The organism is Neobacillus sp. Fa239 (assembly GCF_055395235.1).
In genome coordinates this window covers 969,682-992,732 of the sequence record NZ_AP041611.1, presented here as the reverse complement: position 1 = coordinate 992,732, position 23,051 = coordinate 969,682, and the positions used below count along the sequence as shown (strand labels likewise).

Here is a 23,051-nt window from a genome sequence, read left to right as displayed (position 1 = left end):
TATCTTCTAAACTACTTATTGAAAAGTCGTAAGCGATCTTCCATTACAGCTTGTGCATCCTTCATCATTCTGTCAAATAGTTCCTGCACTGACGGAATATCTTCAATAAGCCCGGCAACTTGACCGCTATTCATAAAGCCATTTTTACCGTCACCGCTTAATGCACCAATAAGATGAAAATCTTCGGAGGTCATAAGACGATAGTCCCCTTCTGACAAACCTTCCTGTTCTAAATCGATAATTTGTTTTGCATAAGGTGATTTTAACACCCGCCTTACCTGTCCAAGCGACCGACCCAAAATAACAGTTTCATTGTCATCTGCCTTAATAAGTCTCTCTTTATAGTTTGCATGAAAAGGAGCTTCCTTTGTAGCAATCAAACGTGTCCCAAGCTGCACTCCTGACGCTCCCAACATCAATGCTGCCGCTAAACCCTGTCCATCGCCAATTCCCCCTGCAGCCAAAACTGGAATGGAAACATGTTTACAGATTTGCGGAATGAGCGTAAACGTTGTCAGCTCCAAATTGGAATTAATTCCTGCTGCTTCAAAGCCTTCGGCAACCAGGACATCGGCGCCGGCCTGTTCTGCCTTTTGCGCATGTTTGACGGCGGCGACGATGACAATTACCTTAATTTCATGCTCATGCAAAAGAGCAATATAGGGTGTTGGATTACCAGCAGACAATGACACAACAGGGATTTTATGTTTAATCACCAGTTGAATTAATTCTTCCGTATAGGGACTAACATTAATTGGTATATTGATAGCAAATGGTTGATCCGTCTTTTCCTTTGTTTCCAAGATAATCGCTTCGACTTGCTCCGGGGTCATGGTTCCACACCCGATGGTCCCAAGCCCTCCAGCATTTGATACAGCGGCTGTAAGCTGTGAATTGCTTATATTCCCCATTCCGCCCTGGATAATCGGATATTTTATGGATAGCACTTCATTAATATATTTCACTCGTAATCCTCCCTCTTATAAAGGAAATTCACCGGTTCAATTTACAACAAAACAGCTCTTCCTCCGGAAGTGAAAAAAGCTGCTTTGCTGCTTACTGAATCATATACGGATGCTGTTTGGCATCATAGGAGACATCTTTTTTGCAAAGGTCATTGTTTTCTTGAAAAATACTTTCGAAAAAGCGGCTCGCTGGTTCAGCAAGAACTTGATAATATTGGTTGAATAATGTAGCGGCAAGAGTTCCATTCCAATTTTCAGGCAGCAGTTCTTTCGGAAGACCTGGATCAATAAATAAAAATTTACGGTATTCATGTACAAGCTTTGTCCGTTCGACGAAACAATCGGCATCCGACATTTCTCCACGCTTAATAATCTCCTGATTGGCAATGAACTGCTTGCTATATTTGATATAAAATTCTTCGTATTTTTCCACGACTTGTTCTAACGGCCAGCTTTTTTCCACAAGAGAATGGTTGTCTTTTGGCCCGATATATTCGGAAACGAAAAAGTCGACATACTCACTGATGTCATATTTTTCAATGAGGAGTTTAACCTCTTTCTCTAAATTATTAGGAGAGATCCAGCAGGCATTTGAAAAGCTGCCAAAGCCGCTCCACAATAACTCCTGACGCAGTTCATCGCGAATATGTCTTTTTTCCTCTGGAATGGTATACATAAGAACCCGCCATTTCCCATCCCATTCACCGGGATTAAGCTTAAAAATGCGATTCCCTGCTTCTTCTATACGGCTTATCCCCTGGTCAGTCAAAAAATAATAGCTGCGATTTTCCCGCTTTTCAGATTGAAGCCATCCCTGCTTCATCATGCGGGAGACAGCTACCCGAGCGGCCTGGTCATTATGACCGAATTCCTTTAACAGACGGATTAAACTACCAATCCAAATTTTATTTCCATAATGATGAATATAATCGCCATATATTGTAAAAATCATAGAGCGTGTATTTTCACCCAAGATCTTCACCCCCATTTCATCTTTATATCACAAATTTTATACGAGCGTTAACATTATTTATTTATCCCCAATAACTATTTCCCTAAAAACCGCGGAGCTCTTTTTTCACTGAAGGCATTTAAAGCTTCGATGCGATCTTCAGTCGGAATCGTTAGTTCATATGCTTTTGCTTCAATTTCTAGCCCTGTTTGCAAGTCTGTATTAAGACCTCTTGTAATCGCATATTTCGCCTGCCGAATCGCGATAGGTCCATTTCTCATAATTTTTGCAGCAAATTCCTCGCAAGCAGACATTAATTGATTTCGAGGAACCACCTCTAGGACAATGCCTAATTCAAGCGCTTCACCAGCGGACAATTTTTTTGCCGTAAAAATTAATTCTTTTGCCTTTGTCTCGCCAATTAATCTCGGCAATCGCTGGGTTCCACCTGCTCCCGGGATAATTGCCCAACTTGCTTCTGTTAACCCCAACGAGATTCCTTCAGCGGCAATCGCAAAATCGCATGAAAGAAGCCATTCAAAGCCTCCGCCAAGCGCGTAACCATTAACGGCAGCGATGGTTGGCTGCGGAAGCAAGGCAATACTGTTAAACACATCGCGAATGGCTTTCACATTCCTTCTTGTTTCGGTTTCTGTTAATGTTTTTCTTTCCTTTAAATCCGCACCTGCACTAAAGGCCTTTTCTCCGGCACCGGTAAAAATCACAACATGGACATCAGGATTTAGAGAAATGGTATTCACCACTTCTTGAAGCTCAGAAAGTGTCGCATAGTTAAAACAATTTAAAACGTCAGGTCGATTCACTGTAACATAGCCAATCTGATTTTCCACTTTAAAAATCACGTTTATCATTTATCCATTTCGCCCCTTTATTTAGAAAAAATAGCCCTTATTTAGTCTCACTATATAAGGGCTAAAACATTTAATTTTCAATGTTTTCAACAATTGCGGCGATCCCTTGGCCGACGCCGATACACATTGTTGCAAGGCCATATTGAACCTTTTGCTTTTTCATCTCATGTACAAGCGTTGTCAAGATACGAGCACCACTTGCTCCTAGTGGATGTCCAAAAGCAATGGCACCACCATTGACATTTACTTTCTGTTCATCAAGCTTCAGCTGTCTCATACATTCGATGGATTGAGATGCAAAAGCTTCGTTTAATTCCACTAAACCGATCTCATCGATGGATAGATTCGCTCTTGTGAGTGCTTTCCTTGATGCATAGATAGGTCCAAGCCCCATTACGGATGGTTCAAGACCTGCGACTGCACCCACCACATATTTTGCAAGCGGTTTTAATCCCAATTCCTTCGCTTTTTCTGTACTCATTAATAATAAGGCAGAGGCGCCATCATTCACGCCGGATGCGTTTCCTGCTGTAACCGTTCCGCTCTCGAAAATTGGCTTTAGCTTTCCTAACTTCTCCAAAGAAGTATCTAGACGTGGATGCTCGTCCTCGGCAACCACTACCTCATTCCCTTTCCGGTCTTTAAAGTAAACGGGAACAATTTCATTGGCAAAACGTTCGTTTTCCATGGCCGCTTTTGCTTTTAGTTGGCTTCGAAGGGCAAATTCATCTTGTTCTTCCCGGGTGATTGAACAGCGCTTCGCCACGTTTTCCGCCGTTTGCGGCATCGATTCGGCCCCGTACATTTCTTCTAATTTTTTATTTGTAAAGCGCCAGCCAATCGTCGTATCCTGAAGTTCCATGGAACCTCTCGGAAAATCAACCTCAGGTTTACCCATCACATAAGGGGCACGAGTCATGCTCTCCGTTCCGCCGGCAATATAAATATCTCCTTCGCCTACCGCAATCGATCTTGCCGCATAAAGTACGGCATCCAAACCGGAACCGCATAGCCGGTTAATCGTTGTTCCCCCTACGGAAATCGGCAGACCGGCAAGCAGGGCGGACATCCTGGCTACATTGCGATTGTCTTCCCCTGCTTGATTGGCATTGCCAAAAATGACATCCTCAATTTGATCAGCAGGAAGAGTGGGATTTCGCTCAAGAAGAGCTTTGATCACGATCGCGCCTAAATCATCTGGGCGGACACTTTTTAAAGCCCCTTTGTATTTTCCAATCGGCGTTCTAACGGCGTCGACAATTACGACTTCTCTCATTTCTTCACCAACTCTTCTTTTTTCGTATAATCATAAACACCTTTACCTGTTTTACGGCCCAATCGCCCTGCAGCTACATATTGTTCGAGCAATGGTGCCGGACGGTATTTTTCACCTAATTTTTCATGCAGGTATTTTAGGTTATTTAAGCGGGCATCAAGTCCGACAAGGTCTACCAATTCAAATGGACCCATTGGGTAATTCAATCCGAGTTTAATCGCTTTATCAATGTCCTCTGGAGTCCCTAGTCCTTCTTGCAGCATATAAAATGCCTCATTTCCGACCAGACAGCTGATTCGGCTTGTGACAAAACCCGGGAATTCATTAATGACAACCGTTTCTTTTCCCATTTGTTCAGCCACTTTTTTAATCGTCTCTGCTGTTTCATCACTCGTCTCAAGACCACGGACGATTTCCACAAGCGGCATTCTGTGAACCGGATTAAAAAAGTGCATGGCAATAGTCCGATCTGCACGTTTTCCGTATGATGCAATTTCAGTCGGACTCATTGTGGAAGTATTTGTTGCAAAAAGGCATTTTTCCGGTGCGAATTGTTCCATCGTTTCAAATACTTGTTTTTTGATTTCCGCTTTTTCAGGTACGGCTTCAATAATCAAGTCGGCTAAAGAACAAGCCTGCGGCAGGTCACTGTCATAGTTTAGATTCGCTTTTGCCAGTTGCTCCTGTTCAGCAGAGATTTTTTCTCGTTCGCGTCCTTTGGCAAAAATTGAATTTAGTTCACCTTCGGCACTTTTAAGCGCATTTTCATTCACATCCACCAATGTAACGGAAAATCCTCCAAGTGCCCCCACATAGGCAATTCCTCTGCCCATTACACCAGAACCAACAACAACGATGTTTTTCATCAGCTATCTCTCCTTTTTCCGATTAAAGAAGTACGAATGAGACCAAGAAAGTCTCATTCGTACGTGTAGGATATTAAACACCTAGTGGATTTAATGGACGACTTCCAAAGTAAGAAATAATACTCTTTGTTTCGGTATAAAGGTCAAGTGTTTCAATGCAAAGCTCACGACCGAAACCAGATTGCTTATATCCGCCAAATGGTGTTCCAGGGAATGCTGAGAATGGGCAGTTCACCATCACAATGCCTGCTTCGATTTGCTTCGCCACACGAGTTGCACGTGCTCCGTCCTTTGACCAAACCGCTGATCCTAATCCGAATTCTGTATCATTGGCAAGCTTAATCGCTTCTTTTTCATCCTTAAATTTCATGACAACAACCACTGGACCAAAGATTTCTTCTTTTACAACGGTCATGTCATGATTAACGTTAGCAATGACAGTCGGCTCGTACCAGAATCCACCTTCATAACCTTCAACAGTAGCTGGCTTACCTCCTACTAAAATTTCTGCTCCCTCTTCAATAGCTGATTTTACATAGCCGTCGATGACATTTAACTGATCTTGGTCAATGATTGCACCAACATGTGTTCCTTTATCAAACGGATTCGCAAGAACCAATTTCTTTGTTTTCTCAACGAATTTAGTTACGAATTCATCATAGATATCTTCTTGGACATATAAACGGGACCGTGCTTCACAAGATTGGCCAGAGTTATAGAAAATGCCGAATAGAGATCCATCAACGGCTGCATCGAGATCTGCATCTTCAAACACGATGTTAGGAGATTTACCTCCCAATTCTAGAGTGACACGTTTTAATGTTTCGGAAGCTTTTGCCATGATATCTTTACCGATTGGCGTCGAACCAGTGAAAGCGACTTTATTTACTTTCGGATGTTCTACTAAGTAATTTCCTACCTCAGAGCCTGATCCTGGAACAATGTTCACAACACCGGCAGGGACACCAGCCTCTAAACAGATTTCACCTAAAATAATCGCAGTAAGCGGGGTTAAGCTGGCTGGTTTCACGACAACTGAGCAACCAACGGCAATTGCCGGAGCAATTTTCCATGCCGCCATCATCAATGGATAGTTCCAAGGAATGATTTGCGCACAAACACCAACAGGCTCTTTTTCAGTAAAATTATGAAATTGACCAGGCATATTGTTCACAACACCGCGGTGGGCAACGATTGCAGCTGCATAAAATTCAAAATCCTCAATGGCTTGTGATACTTGACCTTGGGCTGCGGCCAATGATTTACCGGTATCTAAAATCTCTAATTCTACTAACTCATTAAAACGTGAACGCATAATGGAAGCGATTTTATTCAAAACTTGTGAACGGCGGTTAATCGGATATTTACGCCATTTTCCATGATCAAATGCTTCACGAGCTGCCAATACTGCTTTTTCTGCATCCTCTTTTGAAGCTTTTGCCACTTCTGCAAGGAGTTCACCTGTTGCAGGATTATAGGTTTTAATGGTTTTACCGTTTGAGCTCTCTACTTTTTCTCCGTTAATAATTAAATGGTAGTAATCTCTTTTTAATGAAGTTGCTTCGGTAGTTTGTACTGTTGTCATTAGAATTTCCTCCTCTTATTTACCGATAAAAATAGGTTTTCTTTTTTCCATAAATGCTTGCACACCTTCACGGTGGTCTTTTGTTTGGCCAGCGATTCTTTGAGCCTGGGCTTCTTCTTCTAAATAGTCAGTAAAGGTTTGTTCCCCTGCTGCTTTAATGGTCCGTTTAATTAAACCAACTGCTTTAGTAGGTAAGGCAGCAATTCGCTCTGCAAATTGGTTAACTTCAGTATCCCAGTTATCCGAGGAAACCACTTTGGTGGCGAGCCCCATGGCCAATGCTTGATCAGCTGGGATTTTATCACCTAAAATCGATATTTCTAATGCTTTTGCTTCTCCTACTAACCTAGTAAGAAAATAACTGTTTCCTGAATCAGGGATTAAACCAACGTGGATAAAGGCATTTAAAAAGGTGGCACGGTCTGATAAAAGACGAAAATCACAGGCAAGCGCGAGGCTGAAGCCTGCACCGGCAGCAATTCCATTGACCGCCGCAATAATCGGTTTTTCACATTGATAAATTTGCTTGATCATCGGCCCGTATTTCTCTCTTAATACTTGCCCGTGATCCATATTCTCATCCACTTCAGACAGGTCTTGCCCAGAACAAAAACCTCGTCCCTCCCCGCTAAGAACGATACAGCGGACTTCTTCATCAGATGATGCAGCTTTCATTGCATGAGTGATTTCTTTATTCATTTTGGCCACGAAAGCATTTAATGTTGTGGGCCTATTTAACGTAATCCGGGCTATGCCGTTTGCGACAGAATACAAAATCATTTCATACATATGGTTATCTCCCTTTAAATTCCGGCTTCCGTTTTTCGATAAAGGCGTTCATACCTTCTTTTTGATCTTCTGAGCCAAACAATAAATAGAAATTTTTACGCTCATATTGCATACCTTCATATAGCATATAATCAACTGCTTTATTCACCGAATCTTTAATTAAACGAATCGAAAGCGGTGCTTGGTTTGCGATTAGTCTGGCCGTTTTCATTGTTTCTTCCATGAGTAATTCAGGAGAAACAACACGATTGATTAGTCCGTGCTGAAGGGCATTTTCTGTTGTAATTCTGGTGCCGCTCCATAGCCATTCTAATGCTTTCGTCCTGCCGACAATTTTTGTTAAACGCTGGGTACCGCCAGCTCCCGGCATAACCCCAAGGTTGACTTCCGGGAATGAAAATTCTGTACCGCTGGCTGCAATGAGTAAGTCACAACAAAGTGCTAACTCAAAACCCCCGCCAAAAACAAAGCCTTTTGCCGCTCCAATGATTGGCTTTTTGATGAACGATAAACGGTCCCAATCCGCAAATTGATTTAATAGCTCCAGACGGACCGGGTCATCCCCTGCCATTTCATCAATATCTGCACCGGCTGAAAACGCACGCCCTTTACCTGTAATCACGATCGCCCTCACTTCTTCATCTCGATCAAAGGCTTCCATCGCATCAACAATTTCACGTACCATTTTTCGGTTTAATGCATTATATTGTGCCGGTCTGTTTAGCTCAATGAGCGCTACCCCGTCCTTTTGTGTTGCTTCAATAAATTCAAACGCTTTCATTAATCGTCTTCCCCAATAACCAAAGTAACAAGCTTGCCGGCAAATTTCATAAGGTCTTTTCCGGAGGCTTTTCCTTCCTCAGAACGCAAGCCGTTTTGCAGGTCCTCATGGCTGTCATAGCGCATTTCGCACATTAAATAATATGGAGCTTCTCCGCCCATTGGCGTTCCTGTAAACTTTGTTACTTTCATTTCACGAAGGCCAGGAATTTTTTCGGTAATCGGTACGTGCACGTTAAAATAATGTTCATCAAATGCAGCCTTATCTTCCGGTTGTTTATATAATGCGATTAATTTTGCCATAATCATTTCTCCTCACATTCTTTTATTTACATTAAAGTTGATATCGGTTTCATTGCTTCGAAAGGGTTTTTACAACTTTTACAATATAGAATACTTCTGCAAGCTGTTGGTCCAAAGATATTGTCCATGGTCACATAGGTGGAACCGCAATACGGGCAGTCAACATGCCACGACCCGTCACTGTCCATTAAACGAGGTGGAGGAGCAATTCCGAACGCCTTTAATCCTTGTCTCCCTTTTTCAGATATACGGTCTGACGTCCAAGGCGGGTTGTTGATAAATTCTACCTCAACCTTTTGTACTTCCTCTATGGCCTTAACAGCCTTTTCGATATTATTCTTTATAATGCCAAGAGCCGGGCAGCCTAGAAAGGTCGGGAGGATTTTAATCTCAACGACACCGTTTTCGGCTATTATTTCCTCTACCATACCCAGGTCGATAATACTCACTGTATCGATTTCAGGATCTTTTACTTCATCCAGTACTTCTAATACCTGCTTTTTCAGTGAAATTACAGACATTTGCATGATCACACCTCTTTTCTATATGTGCATTACCAAGTTGCAGCAGTATCTATTCGATAGACTTCTGAAAGTGTCTCAATCGCCGACACTAAATCTTCTGTATGTTCAAAATTTCGGCCATTGCTTTCTCCATTGACCGGAATTTCTGGAACAGTTAAACCGATCGATTGGAAAACAGGCTCTAAATGCTGTTTCCAGCGCCCGCTAAGGACATCCTCTTTTTCAATTAATCCAGCTGCGATCATTTTTTCCCCATCTGTGCCAAACGAGAAAACATCGGCAAAATCCTTCATGACTTGTTCAATCGCGGCCTGCATTCTTTGTTTTGCTTCTTCTGTTGAACTTAAAAGCTGAACAAACCAAGTTTTCCAATGGAGTAAATGATAGTAGAGTTCCATATTTACCTTGATTGCAACTTTTGCCAGCGGCTCATAGGAGCTGTTTTTCAAAGAGTCAATCTTTACTTTCTTCGCTGCGGTGTAAAAATAATTCCGAACGACAGCGTAGGCCCAGTCATATTTAGGAACCTCCATATAATAGCCCTCACCATTAGGTCTTTCTACTAAAATACTATTTCTTCTTTCAGTAGCTGGCCGCAGGTGGGCTAATGCATCCGCATGACCGATCCCGATTTCTTCTAATAATTGATAAAACATTGCGGCATGGCCCATGCTGTCCTGGCTGATGGAGGAAGAAGCCACATCCTCTTCGATATGCGGTGCCAGTCCAAGCCATTCAGAACCCCGGTAGGAGTAAAAGAAGTCATCGTCTGCAAGCTGAAATAATAAATTGACAACTGCATCCTTTAATTCAGGAGTTATCGTTACGTTTTGTTCAGTCATTTTCCTTACCTCCTGCCCAAGAAAGGATTTCTTTTTCATCGAGCATTTGTTGTTCATAATGCCGCCATTTTTTCTTTAAGTAGCCATAGCCTTTCGTTGTACGGTAATCCTTATTATCTATTCGTTGCAACGTAACCTTTTCTTCCTTGGTTAATCCGCGAATATGTTCACGATTCACTACCCATATATCAGCAACCGGATCCCGGCGCATAAAGTTTTCTTGAGCCATTACCATCGCCATTTCAGCATTTGGTGCCAACAAACTGAATTGGTGCTGAAAGGGTGAAGAAGGTGTCCGCTTGCTGAAAACTTCAAATTCCTGATAAAATGTTTTCTTTTGCTCCATTTTTCCCTTCCCCTTCCCTTAATTCACTGCCGCACTTAAGGCATCGCGCACCCATGCGTTGTTTTCATAAGAAACTCTCCGCAAGTTCAAGCGTGCTTGTGAGCGCGGGCCATTGTTTTTAATAATTTGCTTAAATTTATTCCAATCAGGCTGAAGGTAAACCCAAAGCTGCTGCTCTTCATCAAAATGAAGAGTTGGATCCGGAATCGTTAAGCCTAAGGATAAAATTCGCGGAATGTACTTCGTAAAGAAACTTTGTCGTAATTCTTCATTTGTACTTGTGCGGATTCGATACTTAATCGTTACATCCTGTTTACTTGTACCCGTTGTCGTACTGCTTGCCGGTCCAAAAAACATCAGAAGCGCTTCCCACCAGTCATTTAATGACTCCTGAATCATTTGTTTTTGTTTCTCTGTTCCTTCCGCAAGCGCCATGATAATCGCTTCCCCATGCTGTGCATGGAACACTTCCTCTGCGCAAATGCGTTGCAATGCTCTTGCATATGGACCGTAAGATGCACCCAGCATGTTTGTTTGAGTGATGATGGCAGCACCATCAACCAGCCAGCCTATCATTCCTGCGTCAGCCCAGGTTTTGGTTGCCATATGGAAGACATTATGAAACTTTAAATCTCCAGTAAAGAGATCCTGCATTAGATCGCCGCGATCTTTTCCATATGGTTTCAATAAGTCCTCTGCGACGCGAAGAAGCAGCTGTCCATGCCCCATTTCATCCTGAACTTTAGCCATAATTCCTAATTTCCTTCTTAGTGAAGGTGCTTTTGGGACCCATTCCTTTTCAGGCAGTGCACCCATAATTTCACTGATTCCGTGCTGTGAAATTAATTTTATCAGTGCGATCCGGTATTCTTCCGGCATCCAGTCGTCCGCTTCAATTTTATCCCCTGCTTCAATTCGAGCAACAAATTTTTCTAATTCTTCCTGTTCCGTTAAATCTCTTTCGAGGATGCTCACATCAATACCACCTTCCGTATATAACGTTTATCTAACGTTATTATATTTTACTGTTATATTAATTGCAAGAATATTTTCTATAGTCACTGTTTAAATAGTGCATTCACAGCAAATCACCTATGCTTACAATCCGTCATTGAACAAAATGGAATGGACAGCATAGGTGAATCCGCTTTCATTTTATCTACTAATCTCTTTCTTAAACGACTGGTACGGGATTCCTTTTATCTACAACTCTCTTTGCTTTTCCATCCGAACGTGGAAGGCTTCCAGGTTTATTGATAATCGTATCCATGGTCACTAAACAGCTTGATTTCATTTGGTGCTGAATATTCCGTTTTATTTTTTGAATGTCAGCATGCCCTAAATCTTCTCCAACTTCTTGATAAAGCTGCTTTTCTATTTCAACATGGAGTTCCACACTGTCTAAACTTCCTTTTTTAATCAAGTGAATTTGGTAGTTTGGCACAAGTCCCTCAATTTGCAAGAGAGCTCGCTCAATCTCGGAAGGAAAAACGTTTACACCACGGATAATCAGCATGTCATCTGTTCGTCCTTTTAAGCGGGACATACGCGTGTGTGTTCTGCCGCATTTACATTTTTCACGCGTAATGGAAGCTATATCCCCTGTACGGTACCGGATAATTGGCAGCGCTTCCTTTGTTAAGCTCGTAAATACAAGCTCGCCATCTTGACCATCTTCAACCGGTTCCATTGATTCAGGATTAATGACCTCTACCACAAAGTGGTCGTCGGCAATATGCAAACCATCTTGAGCCTCAATGCACTCAATGGCTACCCCTGGACCCATTACTTCACTCAAACCATAAATATCAATTGCTTTTATATCCAACTTTTTCTCAAGCGTAGCCCGCATCTCCTCTGTCCATGGCTCAGCACCAAAAATACCATATTCAAGACTTGTTTCACGCGGGTCCATCCCCATATGCTCCATGTTTTCAACAATATTTAAAATATAGGAAGGTGTTCCACAAATTCCTCTTGGTTTAAAATCATTAATAATCGTTATTTGTCTTTCGGTATTACCACCTGAAATCGGAACCGTTGCTGCTCCAAGTTCTTCCGCACCATAATGAATGCCAAGCCCGCCAGTAAAAAGACCATATCCATAAGCATTATGAAGAATATCTGATTTTCTGCCCCCGGCTGTTACAATAGCACGTGCAACAATCGAAGCCCAATTGTTAATATCATTTTTGGTATAGCCAACAACTGTCGGTTTACCGCTCGTTCCAGATGATCCATGGATTCGATTTACTTCGTCCATCGGAACGGCAAATAATCCAAATGGATATTGATCACGCAAATCTTTTTTCTTTGTAAATGGAAGCTTTTTGAGGTCCTCCAACGATCGAATATTCTCTGGTTTGATTCCTAATTCATCGAATTTTGCTTTGTAAAAAGGAACATTTTCATAAACCCTTTTTACCGTCTGTTGAAGACGCACTACTTGTAGCGCTTCCAATTCTTTACGGTCCATCGTTTCAATTTCCGGATTGTACATATTCTTTAATCCCCCTTACTATTTTCATAAATAGAATTGAGCCTCAGATAATAACACAAAAAATACGGAAGTTAAATTTAATGTAACATATAATTAGATTAATCCCTTATTTTCACCGTGTCAATAATAATAACTGAAAATTTTAATTATGAAGAGTCATCTTTTATTTCAATTGTTTTCCTTTGAAATAAAGGAATTTTTCAATGAAACTGCTCATAAAAATATATTTTCGACCTTTTTTAAAATTGATGATAAAAAGGGAAAATATAATATTTCATTTATAATATATAACGTTAAGATAATGTTTTATTAATAACATTCGACAAGGGATATTAGTATTTAAATGCAAAAAAATGATATGAGCCATTATGGCCCATATCATTTTTTAATAGTCTACTAACCTATTTTATTCTCTTTTACGATCATGGTATCTTTTTTATCCACCTTTTTAAACTTAAAGATGGAGATCAAAAATAGCACCGCTAAAACAATGAGACAAGTAATAATACTCACTCGATTCTGTTGATCAAACAAAAATATTACTGTTATGATGCTTAACGTAATGACTGTAATCGCAGTTACATATGGGAAGCCCCACAATTTAAAGCTTGGCTGTTTCGGATAGGAATTGCGAAGTTTTAAATGGGCAAGACAAATACCAATCCAGACCAATGATACGACAAAACCCGGAACGGCCATTAAGATAGTAAATACCTTATCCTGCGCAACGAAGGCAATCATCGAGCCGCCGACTAATACAACTGCAGTTAATATTAAACTATACAACGGAACACCCTTTTTTGATACAAAAGAGAAAGGCTTTGGTGCTTCCCCTTCAACCGCCAGGGAATGCAGCATCCGTGTACAACCATATATACCCGAGTTGGCTGCAGATAAAACCGCTGTAATTAAAATAAAGTTCATAAGGTGTGCAGCCCCCTTCAGGCCGACCATGGATAACACTTGGACAAACGGACTCGCATGACTGCTGCCAATTTCATTCCAAGGAATTAAACCGCAGATAACCAGAATTGGAAGCGTGTAAAACAAAATAATTCTCCAAACAAAACTTTTAATTACCTTAGGTAAAATCCGTTCCGCATCTTTTACTTCTGTTACGGTTAATCCTATTAATTCCGATCCTCCATATGAGAACATCACAATTAACAGCGCCGAAAAGATTGACATCCACCCTTTCGGGAAAAAACCGCCATGCCCTGTAAAATTATGCAAATAGTTGGATTGATTGCTCGGGATGACTCCAAATAAAATACCTGCACCTAATACGATAAATACGATAATCATAGTGATTTTGATTCCTGCAAACCAAAATTCAAATTCGCCATAATTTTTAACATTCATCATATTAATTCCGATAACTAAAGCAGCACAGCCCAAACTTAATTCCCAAAGTGGAATGGATGGAAACCAGTATTGCAGGAAGCTCCCTGCCACGACAATTTCGATGACACATACGGCCAGCCACATGAAACAATACATCCAGCCGATAACAAAGGAAGCGCGCTTCCCAAATGCTTTCTGAACAAAGCCTTTCATATTGGTGTTCGGATAGACGATGGCCATTTCTGCGATCGCTCCCATAACAACAAGAAGTAATAGACCTGCGAACACATATGTGAGGATAACTCCAGGTCCTGCTAATGATACGGTTTCAGCACTTCCTTTAAAAATCCCTGTCCCTATTGCCCCACCCATTGCCATCAAACTTATATGCCTCGGCAACAGCTTCTTTTGCAATGATGCTTCTTTCATTAAGTAGACCTCCTAAACTCTATTATTCAATATACGAGTACGTCAATTAATGGATTTTAAGTTTACTATGCGAGTTCTATTGGCCACAGTTTAGGGTTTTCAATCAATTGTTTAAAGCGGTTCGTAAAGGCTACTGCTGTGGCACCGTCTGCAACACGGTGGTCAAACGCCATCGACATGGTCATGATGGAGCGAATCGCAATCTCATCGTTTTCCATAACAACTGGCATTTTTTTCGTCTTATGGAAGGCAATTAACCCTGTTTCCGGATGATTAATAATCGGAGTTGCTCCAATGCTACCTAATGGACCAACGTTACTGATGGTAAATGTGCCGCCTTTCATATCCGACGTTGTCAGCTTGTTCTCTTGCGCTTTTTTGGTTAACTCTTTAAGTTTATCATGAATTTGGCGGACAGTTAATTGATCCGCATGATGAATGACAGGGACAATTAAACCATCTTCTGTATCAGTAGCAATACCAATGTTATATTCTTTCTCCAAACGTATTACTTCATTTTCTTCATCAAGCTTGGCATTGAAAACAGGGAATTGTTTTAATGCTACCGCAATCGCTTTAATAAAGAAGGCGACAGCCGATACATTGATATTCATTTCTTTTAAATCGTTGCGATAAGCAAGAAGCTCAGTTAAATCTGCCTCTTCGAAATGTGTCACATGAGGAATTGTATAAAGTGACTGGGTCATTTTCTTTGCAATTTGCTTCCGACGTCCTCTAAACGGAATCACTTCTGCTCTTGTTTCATTTGTGCTCAGAACTTCCTGCTTTTGAATCTCTAGTTTAGGTTCTGTTTTTGTTTCGGTCACTTCTAAGGAAGTCGCTGCTATTTTCTTAGGAGATTGGATCTCATCACGTTGTTTAACAAAGTTGTATATATCTTCCACTGTGATGCGCCCAAATGTGCCAGTTCCTGTAATTTCATTAATATCTACTTGAAATTCCCGTGCAATTTTTCTTGTGTAAGGCGCAGCTATGATGAATTTTTTTTCTCCTTTTTGCTCGGTCACAGCTGTTTGCTTCGATTGTGATTGTAACGCTTCTGTATTTTTAGAACCTGCTTCCTTCGGTTTCTTTTCTGTTTCTACCACTTTTGCTCCTTCTGTTTCAAGAACAAGAAGAGTGGTACCAACAGAGACTGTTTTACCAAGATTCACAACAATTTCCTTTACTTTCCCTGAGGCAGGTGAAGGAAGCTCTGCCACCATTTTATCTGTTTGTACCTCTAGAAGAGGCTGGTCCACCTTGACCGAATCCCCCACTTGGACGAAATAATGAATAATTTCTGCCTCTGTCATGCCTTCACCAATATCATGAAGTTTTACTTCAACCAATGTTTTCCCCTCCTAAAAATGCACAACTTTTTCGATTGCGTTGAATACCCGTTTTGGTGTAGGTAAATAATGTTCTTCCAGTGCAAATAAAGGTACTGGTACATCAAAACCTGTCACGCGCTCAATCGGAGATTTCATATACAAAAATGATGTATCATTTATGACTGAAACAATATCATTCCCCACTCCGCCTGTTGCATGGGCTTCATGAACAATAACCGCACGCCCTGTTTTTTGAACAGATTCTGCAATAATGTCCTTATCAAGTGGATAAAGAGTCCTCAAATCAATGACATCACAGCTGATTCCGTATTTTTCAGCCTGTTCTGCTGCTTTCATGGCTACTGGTACCATCGCACCCCATGCAAAAACAGAAACGTCATCTCCTTCTTTGAGCTTTTTCCCTTTTCCGATTTCAACGATATACTTTCCTTCTGGAACCGCTTCACGGTTAGCGCGGTAGATTCTCATAGACTCTAAAAATAAGACCGGATCCGGATCTTCGATAGCTGCGATAATTAGACCTTTTGCATCGTAGGGAGATGAAGGGCAAACAACTTTTATTCCGGGCATATGCGTAAACAATGCTTCCACACTGTCAGAATGAACTTCCGGAGCACGGATGCCTGCACCGTATGGAGCACGGATGACCATTGGAACTGTATAGCTTCCCATCGTACGCATACGAATGCGGGATACATGTGTCATGATTTGCTCATACGCTGGATAAATAAAACCAAGAAACTGCATCTCCGCTACGGGTTTGAATCCATTAACAGCCATTCCGATAGAGGTTCCGATAATTCCTGCTTCGCTCAGTGGGGTATCAATAACGCGGTCTGCCCCAAATTTTTCTTGCAAACCCTCGGTAGCACGGAATACACCACCGTTTTTGCCGATATCTTCACCAAGCAAAAGAACTCGCTCATCCTCTTTTAACATCGTGCGCAGCCCATCTGTTACGGCTTGAACGAGTGTCAACTCGTTAATTTTTGCAGTTTGGCTGTCTTCCGGTCTGTTTACACTTAAAATCATTAAGCGTCCCTCCCGATCAATTGAAAATATTCTTCTTTTTGTTTCGCAATCGTCCAAGTCGGCTTTTCAAATACATTGTCGAATAAATCATTGATATCTGGTTTTGGGTAGCTTTCCATATCTTTTACAGCATGTTCTACTTCGGTTTGTGTTTCATCTTTGACCTTCATCGCCCAATCTTCATCCCAGAAGTTGTTTGCTTTCATAAAGCGTTCTACACGTAGAAGTGGATCTCGATTTTCTCGCATTGTGTCACTTTGGGATTGGTCGCGATATTTAGTTGGATCATCTGCCGTTGTATGAGCACCATATCTCCAAGTCATGGCTTCAATTAAAGTTGGGCCTTCTCCTTTACGGGCACGGTCAAGCCCTTCCATCGTTTGGAAATACACAGCAAAAATATCGTTCCCATCAACACGGACACCCGGCATATCATAAGCGAGCGCTTTTTGAGCAATCGTTTTGGAATTCATTTGTTTTTCAATCGGCACTGAAATCGCAAAGCCATTATTTTGATTAAAGAAGATCACCGGGGCTTTGAACACACTGGCAAAATTCAATCCTTCATGAAAATCGCCCTCTGAAGTGGCACCATCTCCAAAATAGGCGATTGCTGCATTTTTCGTTCCTTTTCTTTTTTCCGCCATAGCTGCCCCTGCTGCATGCGGGATTTGTGTTGCAATGGGAACGGCAGGAGGGAAAATCTTTTTCCCTTCTTCCGGAACGCATCCCTCCACACGCCCATTCCAATATAAATACGTACGGGCCATTCTGGCACCAAACGTTAACGTTGCACCATGGTCACGATAGGTAGGAAAAATCCAGTCATCTTTTTCAAGCGCCAGTGCACTTCCCACTTGAGAAGCTTCCTGCCCCTCAAAGGGAGCATAGGTTCCAAGTCTTCCTTGACGCTGCAAACTAATGGCTTTTCGATCAAAGGTACGAATGCGAACCATATTATAGTAGAATTTTTTCACAAGATCTTCAGTTATCTTATCTTTGTAATCTTCATTGATTAATTGGCCGTTTTCATCAACAATTTGAAATATTGGAAATTCTGTTAACATGTCATCACCTCATAAACAGAAATTATTATTTACGAATATCCCATTTAGGACGTTTGGTATGAGTGAAAAAGCTATTACGTTTTTTTCGGTCTTCCATTCGTTTTTCACATAGTCTGTTTGCCGCTTGAATGGTCGTGATATCATCCAACTCCGCCTGTCTGTATACTTCCAATAACGATGTGTAAATAGATTTTGTTTTCGATAACACACGCTCTTTATTGTAGCCATACAGTTCATCTGCTACTTGAATGAGGCCGCCACCATTAACAATGTAATCCGGTGCATATAAAATTCCTTTTTGTTTCAGTACTTCTCCGTGCTTTTCAGTTAGAAGCTGATTGTTTGCCGAACCAGCCACTGCTTTTACTTTTAACATATCGATCGTTTCATCATTAATAATTCCGCCAAAAGCACAAGGGACAAATACATCTGCTTCTGCAGAATACACATCATTTCCACTTACGAAACGAGCCATGCTTCCTAATTGTTTTGCACGATCTTGTATGGCTTTAACAGCTTCTTCGTTAATATCACTTACGTATAAATCGGCGCCCGATTCTAGCAATTGTTCGGCTACTTTGAACCCTACTTTTCCTAGGCCTTGGATCGTGAAGGACTTTCCGGAAAGATCATCTGTGCCAAAAACGACTTTATTCGTTGCTTTTAAACCATAAATGACTCCAAGCGCCGTCGGAATGGATGAATCACCGCCGCCTCCGAATGCTTCAGGAATTCCAACAATGCAATTTGTCTCTTTTGAGGCATGGATAAAGTCATCCATGGAAGTACCCATATCTGTTCCTGTGTAAAAACGTCCGTTTAAAGAATCAACAAACTGGCCGAAAGCTCTAAACATAGCCGGTGTTTTATCCTTTGAAGGATCACCGAAGATCACCGCTTTTCCCCCACCGAAATCAACATCGGCAGCGGCACATTTATATGTCATCCCTTTTGACAAACGCAGTACATCCTCCAATGCTTCATCCATTGAACGATACGGCCGCATACGACAGCCTCCCAATGCAGGTCCGAGTGTTGTATTATGGATTGCGATAATCGCTTTCAATCCTGTTGACGGGTCATTGCAAAAAATAATTTGCTCATGTTCATGCATTTTTTCAATAACAGATTCAGTTGGTTGTACAGAATGTTCTAACACGTTCATTTCATTACCTCCATTAGCACTGTGATTATAGTAGAAAACATTTTAAAAAAAAGAGTAAAAACAATGTCTATTCCGGTTTTAATGATGAAGGAGTTACTTCTCTACGGCTGGTTTTACTCCTTTTTCTCGCATGACCGTTTCTAAGTACCGGGCTTTTTCATTTTGGTAGCGATTACATTTTTAGTCACCCGAGAATAACCTGGTTTGAATTAAAACATAATCTTCGTATTTGTTGAAAAATTTAAAAGATTTCGTTGCAAATTAATAATAAGATATAATAAAAGCGAAAAACATAACAAAATGTATAAATTTTTGGTGGTAAGCATTCTATTTTGCATAAGTTTTTGGGAATTTAACTCCATTTTTAAAAAGGGGATGATTTTATGGACCAATTGGATATTCGCCTGCTTGAACTTCTTCAAATGGACGGAAGGATGACTTTAAGTGAATTATCGAAGAAATTATCCTTAAGCCGGCCAAGCATTACTGAGCGTTTAAAACGACTTCAAGATAAGGAAATTATTGAAGGATTCAGTGCACGTGTATCCCTTAAAGCAATTGGACGAGATGTAATCGTTTTCATTCAGATAAGTGAACTCAAGATATTATCTTATACTGAATTTGAGAAGTGGATTATGGATGCCCCGGATATCGTAGAATGTCATCGGTTAACCGGCTCTGTAAGCTATTTGCTAAAAGCTGCTGTTACAGGCATGGACCATCTGAGCAAGCTTATTGACCGGCTGACTCCTTACGGAAATGTAAATACATCAATCGTTTTATCATCTCCCGTCTCTTTTCGCTGCATCACCCCGAATGACGTCAAGGAAGAATAATAGTTTACCTGCTTCATAGAGATGAAAAATAGAAAAGCTGCCCCCTAAACATCGTTTTATAAACGACAGAAGGGAGCAGCTTTATTTTTTTTAAAAACTAGGTTTCCTAAAAAAATCCTTTATTCTATTTCTTTTTTTCTACGGTATTCTTTTGGGGTCATTCCATACTTTCCCTTAAAAATCCGATAAAAATAACTGATATTATCGTATCCCACTTGTTCCACTATTTCGGAAATAGGTATACTTGTTCCTTCTAATAGTTCTTTTGCCATTTCAAGCCGTCTTTCTTGGAGCAGCTCTTTAAAGGTAAAAGAAGTGGATTTCTTTATTAATTTACTTAAACCATAATGTGATTGCTTTAGCTTTTCAGCCAAATCATATAGGGAAGCGTCTTTAAAATGCTCCTCTATATATTTAAGTGATTGAACAACCAAAAAGTGATTAACAGAAGCCTCCTCTTTTCTCTCTACCTTTTCAGAATTCTTTATCAACTCAATCATTAGAAGTCCCATATAAAGCTTAATGGTGGATTCCGAAAAAGTGGAAGGATCCATAATTTCACGAATCATCTTACCCATCATATCTTGGATTGTAGTAACTTCAGCTACTTTAAAATAAAGGAATTGCCCACTTTGAGTACTGTTATATAAACTATTTAATAAAAACTCACTTACAATATTTTCGGAGGTTAGGAACGAAAAAATAAAATCAAAAAAAGCTGGACGAATGATTAAATTTATCACAATGTCATCTTTGTCCGAAGCTTTGATTTCATGTTCAATATGCTGATTTAATAGGATCAGCTCCCCTTTTTGTAAAGTAATTGCTTTTCCACCAACTGTTTGCTGTAATTTCCCGTTAAAGACATAATTCACTTCAATATAATCATGTTTATGTAAAGGAAAATCAACAAATCTGGTATGCTGACGAACCATAATCATCTTATCTTTACTCAGAAATTTTTCGCTTTCAATGATAAAATTCTTCTTACTTGTATACAGTTCTTTAGTTACTTGATTTTGATTTTCCAGAATCGCTCTTTCTTCTTCTGTAATCTGCAAAAGCTCATCAAGAATTTTTAGGTTCATTTCATTCACCTTTTTCTTACTTCTTACATTCCTTAGGTTATTAGTGAAATCATATCATAACCACATACAAAAAGGCATGCTCGATATACGAACACGCCGTTTGTACTTAATTAACCTACTATATTAAAACTTGAGAATCCCTAGTCTAGGTACAACGTTAAAAGCATCTGCTAAATCTTGAAGCTGTTGATCGGTAATCGTTTGTTTTTTACCACCTTGTGCACAAACAATGGTATAAACTTGTGCGGCTTTTTCAGCTGTTTCAATTAGGCCAAAGGCTTCGTCCATTGTGGTTCCGGCACCAAATATCCCATGGTGCGGCCATATAACTAGGCGCACGTGTTCCATTTTCTTTGCTGTTGCTTCACCAATTTCATTAGTCCCAGGAATAATCCATGGAATGATGCCGACTCCATCAGGGAAAACAACGATACATTCAGTACACATTTCCCATAGTGTTTTCGTGAAGTCTTCTTCCTTTAAGGTATGTGAAAACGTCATGGCAATAAGGTTTATCGCATGACAGTGCATAATTACACGATGGTTTGGATCTACTTTTAGGCGTTGAATGTGGTTCATTAAGTGGGTAGGAAGTTCACTTGTTGCCACCCCGCCATTTTCGAAGCCCCAAAGGATTTCGTAGCTTCTTCCATCCTGTGCAATGCGGATGATGCCTAGGTTTGCTGCAGGATTTTCTTTTACATTTTTAAAGAATTTCCCTGAACCTGTAACCACAAAATATTTCCCAATAAGTTCAGATGCGTCAAAGTTCATTGGTACTGTTCTTAGGACATTGTTAATATCTAAATAAGGTACAACCTCTAATTCGTTTAATAAATAACTGATATTACCGCCATTTCGTTCATCCCAGCCTAAGCGGTATAAATTTGAAGTCGTTTCAATCATTTCTTGTAAAAATGGTGCTATATATAATGGAGTTCTCATCATCGTCATACTCATGTCATTTCTCTCCCTATATTACTTTAGTAAAAAGTAATTATTTATTTACATGACTATCATAAACCCAAAACAAAAATAAAACAGCATAAACAAACTATATTTTTTTGTTTATTTTTGTTTTATACACATTATTGTCACAAAAAATTTTTAAAACAAAAAAACAGACCATTTTCGGCCTGCAATTGGCTTAATATTATACAATCGTTAGTTTTACCTGTTCTTCCAACATGAATTTTGTTGGTTCATCAATGTTCGAATCAGTAATGATCGAGCTTACCTTTGAAACTGGAGCAATTTGCGAAAATGCCCTAACTCCAAATTTACTCGAGTCCACCATTAAAATAATTTCATCTGCCATTTCCATCATTTGTTTCTTCACAAGAGCCTGGGATTCGTTAAAGTCACTTAGTCCTTTTTCAAGATGAACCCCTTTGCAGGATAAGAAGGCTTTATTCACGTGATACATGCTAAGAGAGCGTTCTGCAAGTGGACCAACATAGGAAAGAGATTGAGACAATAAGGTGCCTCCTGTTGATATCACCTTTATTTGTTCTTTTTTACTAAGCTCAACAGCTACTTTAATAGAATTCGTTAAAACCGTTAACGGCATATCCGGCAGTTCCTTCGCTACATACCATGCCGTTGTGCTTGCATCTAAGATAATTTGGTCACCCTTTTCAATAGACCGAACAGCCTCTACCGCAATTGCCTTTTTCTCCGTTGAATTGGTAATTTCTCTTTCTACATAAGAAGTCTCCTGATTGTCCTTTTCAATACTTACCGCACCGCCATGACTGCGCATTAATAAATTCTCTTTTTCGAGTTTTTCAAGGTCACGGCGAATCGTTTCCTCTGTTACAGAGAAAATCTTGCTTAGCTCTGTTACCCGAATACTTAATCGTTCATTGACCATTTCCACAATCTTTTTTTGTCTTTCTGCTACAAGCACTTGTTATACCCCTTCCGGCTCCAATTACTTTTATTTATGTTGTTTTATATTTGTTTTTCATTTAATCTTACTTTTATAATAACATATTTTTTTGGAAAACAAACATATTATCTAAAAAAGAAAGATTCAAAATGGATATATTATTATTTAACAAAAAGAAAGCCAATCTTATCAAAATGATTGGCTTATTACATACTTTATTTATAGAAAAGCTTTGAAGGCATAA

General features: G+C 40.2%; 23 protein-coding genes. 1 reads left to right on the top strand and 22 read right to left on the bottom strand.

What is annotated here, in order from left to right; all coding sequences use genetic code 11:
• Positions 1 to 11 precede the first annotated feature (11 nt).
• The 19 genes from ACZ5XR_RS04600 to ACZ5XR_RS04510 all read right to left on the bottom strand — a co-directional run bounded on the left by ACZ5XR_RS04600 (position 12) and on the right by ACZ5XR_RS04510 (position 18,992).
• Positions 12 to 965, bottom strand: a complete 954-nt coding sequence (locus tag ACZ5XR_RS04600; protein ID WP_464500501.1) for an NAD(P)H-dependent flavin oxidoreductase — start codon at positions 963 to 965, stop codon at positions 12 to 14.
• Between the two features lie 91 nt (positions 966 to 1,056).
• Positions 1,057 to 1,938, bottom strand: coding sequence for a phenylacetic acid degradation operon negative regulatory protein PaaX (paaX, locus tag ACZ5XR_RS04595; RefSeq protein WP_464500500.1), 882 nt, complete (start codon positions 1,936 to 1,938; stop codon positions 1,057 to 1,059).
• A 74-nt stretch (positions 1,939 to 2,012) separates the two neighbouring features.
• The gene (locus ACZ5XR_RS04590) at positions 2,013 to 2,789 is read right to left on the bottom strand and encodes an enoyl-CoA hydratase-related protein (RefSeq protein ID WP_464500499.1); all 777 of its coding nucleotides are present in this window, start codon (positions 2,787 to 2,789) and stop codon (positions 2,013 to 2,015) included.
• 70 nt (positions 2,790 to 2,859) lie between these two features.
• Positions 2,860 to 4,065, bottom strand: coding sequence for an acetyl-CoA C-acyltransferase (locus ACZ5XR_RS04585; protein WP_464500498.1), 1,206 nt, complete (start codon positions 4,063 to 4,065; stop codon positions 2,860 to 2,862).
• Complete coding sequence (locus ACZ5XR_RS04580) at positions 4,062 to 4,931, bottom strand: 3-hydroxyacyl-CoA dehydrogenase (RefSeq protein WP_464500497.1); 870 nt, start codon at positions 4,929 to 4,931, stop codon at positions 4,062 to 4,064. Before ACZ5XR_RS04580 ends, ACZ5XR_RS04585 begins: the two co-directional genes overlap by 4 nt.
• A 73-nt stretch (positions 4,932 to 5,004) precedes the next feature.
• The gene (locus ACZ5XR_RS04575) at positions 5,005 to 6,516 is read right to left on the bottom strand and encodes an aldehyde dehydrogenase family protein (RefSeq protein ID WP_464500496.1); all 1,512 of its coding nucleotides are present in this window, start codon (positions 6,514 to 6,516) and stop codon (positions 5,005 to 5,007) included.
• Between the two features lie 15 nt (positions 6,517 to 6,531).
• Complete coding sequence (locus ACZ5XR_RS04570) at positions 6,532 to 7,305, bottom strand: enoyl-CoA hydratase-related protein (protein ID WP_464500495.1); 774 nt, start codon at positions 7,303 to 7,305, stop codon at positions 6,532 to 6,534.
• A 4-nt stretch (positions 7,306 to 7,309) separates the two neighbouring features.
• Entirely contained in the window at positions 7,310 to 8,086 is a 777-nt protein-coding gene (locus tag ACZ5XR_RS04565; RefSeq protein ID WP_464500494.1) for an enoyl-CoA hydratase/isomerase family protein, read from the bottom strand.
• Positions 8,086 to 8,388 carry an EthD family reductase gene (locus tag ACZ5XR_RS04560; RefSeq protein WP_283878496.1) on the bottom strand — a complete coding sequence of 101 codons (303 nt, stop codon included), beginning with the start codon at positions 8,386 to 8,388 and terminating at the stop codon, positions 8,086 to 8,088. Before ACZ5XR_RS04560 ends, ACZ5XR_RS04565 begins: the two co-directional genes overlap by 1 nt.
• A gap of 26 nt (positions 8,389 to 8,414) precedes the next feature.
• The gene (gene paaD, locus ACZ5XR_RS04555) at positions 8,415 to 8,915 is read right to left on the bottom strand and encodes a 1,2-phenylacetyl-CoA epoxidase subunit PaaD (RefSeq protein WP_464500493.1); all 501 of its coding nucleotides are present in this window, start codon (positions 8,913 to 8,915) and stop codon (positions 8,415 to 8,417) included.
• 26 nt (positions 8,916 to 8,941) lie between these two features.
• Complete coding sequence (gene paaC, locus ACZ5XR_RS04550; RefSeq protein WP_464500492.1) at positions 8,942 to 9,754, bottom strand: 1,2-phenylacetyl-CoA epoxidase subunit PaaC; 813 nt, start codon at positions 9,752 to 9,754, stop codon at positions 8,942 to 8,944.
• Positions 9,747 to 10,100, bottom strand: a complete 354-nt coding sequence (gene paaB, locus ACZ5XR_RS04545) for a 1,2-phenylacetyl-CoA epoxidase subunit PaaB (RefSeq protein WP_464500491.1) — start codon at positions 10,098 to 10,100, stop codon at positions 9,747 to 9,749. The genes paaC and paaB overlap by 8 nt, the downstream gene beginning before the upstream one ends.
• An 18-nt stretch (positions 10,101 to 10,118) precedes the next feature.
• On the bottom strand, positions 10,119 to 11,075 hold the full coding sequence (paaA, locus tag ACZ5XR_RS04540) for a 1,2-phenylacetyl-CoA epoxidase subunit PaaA (protein WP_464500490.1): 957 nt from the start codon (positions 11,073 to 11,075) through the stop codon (positions 10,119 to 10,121).
• Between the two features lie 199 nt (positions 11,076 to 11,274).
• Positions 11,275 to 12,600 (bottom strand): phenylacetate--CoA ligase PaaK, encoded by a 1,326-nt coding sequence (paaK, locus tag ACZ5XR_RS04535; protein ID WP_464500489.1) that lies wholly within the window; start codon positions 12,598 to 12,600, stop codon positions 11,275 to 11,277.
• Between the two features lie 396 nt (positions 12,601 to 12,996).
• Complete coding sequence (locus tag ACZ5XR_RS04530; protein WP_464500488.1) at positions 12,997 to 14,373, bottom strand: amino acid permease; 1,377 nt, start codon at positions 14,371 to 14,373, stop codon at positions 12,997 to 12,999.
• Between the two features lie 65 nt (positions 14,374 to 14,438).
• On the bottom strand, positions 14,439 to 15,725 hold the full coding sequence (locus ACZ5XR_RS04525) for a dihydrolipoamide acetyltransferase family protein (protein WP_464500487.1): 1,287 nt from the start codon (positions 15,723 to 15,725) through the stop codon (positions 14,439 to 14,441).
• Between the two features lie 12 nt (positions 15,726 to 15,737).
• Positions 15,738 to 16,760 carry an alpha-ketoacid dehydrogenase subunit beta gene (locus ACZ5XR_RS04520; RefSeq protein ID WP_464500486.1) on the bottom strand — a complete coding sequence of 341 codons (1,023 nt, stop codon included), beginning with the start codon at positions 16,758 to 16,760 and terminating at the stop codon, positions 15,738 to 15,740.
• Positions 16,760 to 17,827, bottom strand: coding sequence for a pyruvate dehydrogenase (acetyl-transferring) E1 component subunit alpha (gene pdhA / locus ACZ5XR_RS04515; RefSeq protein ID WP_464500485.1), 1,068 nt, complete (start codon positions 17,825 to 17,827; stop codon positions 16,760 to 16,762). Before pdhA ends, ACZ5XR_RS04520 begins: the two co-directional genes overlap by 1 nt.
• Positions 17,828 to 17,852: 25 nt before the next feature.
• The gene (locus ACZ5XR_RS04510) at positions 17,853 to 18,992 is read right to left on the bottom strand and encodes a Leu/Phe/Val dehydrogenase (protein ID WP_464500484.1); all 1,140 of its coding nucleotides are present in this window, start codon (positions 18,990 to 18,992) and stop codon (positions 17,853 to 17,855) included.
• Between the two features lie 383 nt (positions 18,993 to 19,375).
• On the opposite strand from ACZ5XR_RS04510, the gene ACZ5XR_RS04505 reads away from it, so the two are divergent.
• Entirely contained in the window at positions 19,376 to 19,828 is a 453-nt protein-coding gene (locus tag ACZ5XR_RS04505; protein ID WP_464500483.1) for an Lrp/AsnC family transcriptional regulator, read from the top strand.
• A 119-nt stretch (positions 19,829 to 19,947) separates the two neighbouring features.
• Here ACZ5XR_RS04505 and ACZ5XR_RS04500 read toward each other — a convergent pair whose 3' ends face one another.
• The 3 genes from ACZ5XR_RS04500 to ACZ5XR_RS04490 all read right to left on the bottom strand — a co-directional run bounded on the left by ACZ5XR_RS04500 (position 19,948) and on the right by ACZ5XR_RS04490 (position 22,825).
• Complete coding sequence (locus ACZ5XR_RS04500; protein ID WP_464500482.1) at positions 19,948 to 20,916, bottom strand: AraC family transcriptional regulator; 969 nt, start codon at positions 20,914 to 20,916, stop codon at positions 19,948 to 19,950.
• A gap of 123 nt (positions 20,917 to 21,039) precedes the next feature.
• Complete coding sequence (rhaD, locus tag ACZ5XR_RS04495) at positions 21,040 to 21,870, bottom strand: rhamnulose-1-phosphate aldolase (protein WP_464502222.1); 831 nt, start codon at positions 21,868 to 21,870, stop codon at positions 21,040 to 21,042.
• A gap of 199 nt (positions 21,871 to 22,069) precedes the next feature.
• Positions 22,070 to 22,825, bottom strand: a complete 756-nt coding sequence (locus tag ACZ5XR_RS04490; protein WP_464500481.1) for a DeoR/GlpR family DNA-binding transcription regulator — start codon at positions 22,823 to 22,825, stop codon at positions 22,070 to 22,072.
• Positions 22,826 to 23,051 lie beyond the last annotated feature (226 nt).